The 2,017-nt window shown below is 73.8% G+C and carries 1 protein-coding gene and 1 pseudogene; both read right to left on the bottom strand.

The features are described 5' to 3' along the window. A partial coding sequence (locus tag NBX02_RS04740) for a serine/threonine-protein kinase (protein ID WP_250290141.1) occupies positions 1-1,178 on the bottom strand: 1,178 nt, incomplete at its 3' end. A gap of 136 nt (positions 1,179-1,314) precedes the next feature. Next, positions 1,315-2,017: pseudogene (locus NBX02_RS04745) on the bottom strand (serine/threonine-protein kinase); the annotation flags it as partial.

Below are 2,017 nucleotides of genomic sequence, written 5' to 3' on the forward strand. Positions count from 1 at the left end.
TCCGCCGCCGCGGCGGCGACCGTCCGCCTGGCGACCAGCGTTCCGGCCTCGGCCGGGTCCTCGGCCGGGTCCTCGGCCGCGCCGCCGGCCACCGGCCCGCCGTCCTTGGCCGTACCGCTCACCGACCGGTCCATGGTCACCAGGTCGGCCGCGGGCGTCCCGGTGGCGGAGGGAGCGATCTGCGGGCCGTGCGCCCGCGCGTCCTCGTCGGATGCCGGATCGTCGCCGGCATGCTCCTCGGCGTCCACTGCGGGCCCGGCGCCGGCCTTCCCCTCGGTCACCGGTTCCGCGTCGGATCCGGTGACCGACGCCGGTACGGGTACGGCCCCGCCCGCGACCGGGCGCAGCCGCCGGCGTACCTCGGCCACGTCCGGCCTGCTCTCGGCCGGCCGGTCGAGCAGGTCGGCGAGCAGGCCACGCAGGGGGCCGGCGAGCTGGAACGGGCGCCGGCGCCCCTCCACCACGGCGGTCAGGACGGCGTAGGTCTCCGGCCCCTCGAACGGCGGCTGCCCCTCCACCGCCGCGTACAGCGTGGCGCCCAGCCCCCACAGGTCACTCGCGGGGGTGCCGGAGGAGCCCCGCACCCGTTCCGGGGCGATGTAGGCGGGGGAGCCGACGAGCGCCCCCGTGCCGGTGAGGGTCGAGTCGCCGTCGGTGGCCGCGATGCCGAAGTCGGTCAGCCGGACGTGGCCGTCCCGGCCGAGCAGGACGTTGCCGGGCTTGATGTCACGGTGCAGCACACCCGCCGAGTGGGCGGCGGCGAGCGCCTCGGTGAGCGTCAGCCCGATGGCCGCCACCTGGTCGGGCGGCAGCGGCCCCTCGGCCCGGATGACCTCGCCGAGGCTGTCGGCGTCCACCAGCTCCATGACGATCCAGTGGCGTTCGGCCTCCTCGACCACGTCGTAGACGGAGACGATGGCCGGGCTGTTCAGCCGGGCGAGGGCGCGGGCCTCCCGCAGCACTCTGGCCCGCAGCCCGTCGCGCTCGACCTGTGAGCCGGTGTGCGGAATCAGAATTTCCTTGACCGCGACCGGGCGCTGAAGAAGCTCGTCCTCACCGCACCAGACGACACCGGCGCCACCTCGCCCGATTGGAGTATCCAGACGGTAACGCTGAGATACATATCGGGGTGTGTTGTGGCGCGCGGAGTCTCCGGGCGGTGGTGCCGATCTGGCCATCGCCGTCAAGTCTTGCAGATGCACGGGCGGACGTGCAGACAGCCCTCAGCCGGCCCGGCCCGGCGCGCATGGCCGGCACCGGCCAGGAACGGCCCGGAAGAGGCCCGGAACGGCCCGGAAGAGGCCCGGAAGATGGTCAGGGGCCGGGCCGGAACGTCGAGAAAAGCTGCCACATCAACGGAAGGTCCGTTTCCCAGCGGGAGTCCGCGGTACGCCAGTACAACGCGTAGCCATGGCCATTGCGCACAAATCCCCGGTTGAGAACGTGCACCGTCTTCCCGCCGGATGTGTGCGTGAACTCCCAGTCCGCCTGGATCGCCCCGTCGCCGCCGTCAGCCGGCGCGATCTTCACCCGTCGGTAGTCGGGCACCTGGGCGCGCAGGTCGTCCTCGTGCGCCGTCCAGTCCGTCAGTGCGGAGGGATTGGCCCGCGCGGTGATGTCGATGTGCAGGTATGCGCCGGTCTGCGGATTGGTGAAGTTCCGTCCTTCGTTTCCTGGGGCGGGCCGTTCCTCCCAGCCCTCCGGATAGGCGATCGACCAGCCCGACGGGCCGGAGTAGGTACGCCAGCCCGGTGGCGGGGCCACCGGTGTGGTGTCCGGCGGGGCCAGCCCCGGGTCGGCGGTGACCGCTGCGGCCGGAACGCCTGCGTCAGGTGACGGCCGGGTGGAGGCCGGTGGGCCGGTGATCGTGGGAGCGGTCTGGCTCGTGGTGGTCCCGTCCGGGCTCCCCTGGCCGGTCGCGGCCGCTGCCGGCGGCTGGCCCGCTCCTGGCCGGGCCGGATCCGATGCCAGCACCGCCGCGAGGACGATGGCCGTAGCCGCCAGCACCGCCGTGAGG

The sequence above is a fragment of the Protofrankia sp. CiP1_Cm_nod1 genome (genome assembly GCF_920888515.1).
In the GTDB taxonomy this organism is placed as follows: domain Bacteria; phylum Actinomycetota; class Actinomycetes; order Frankiales; family Frankiaceae; genus Protofrankia.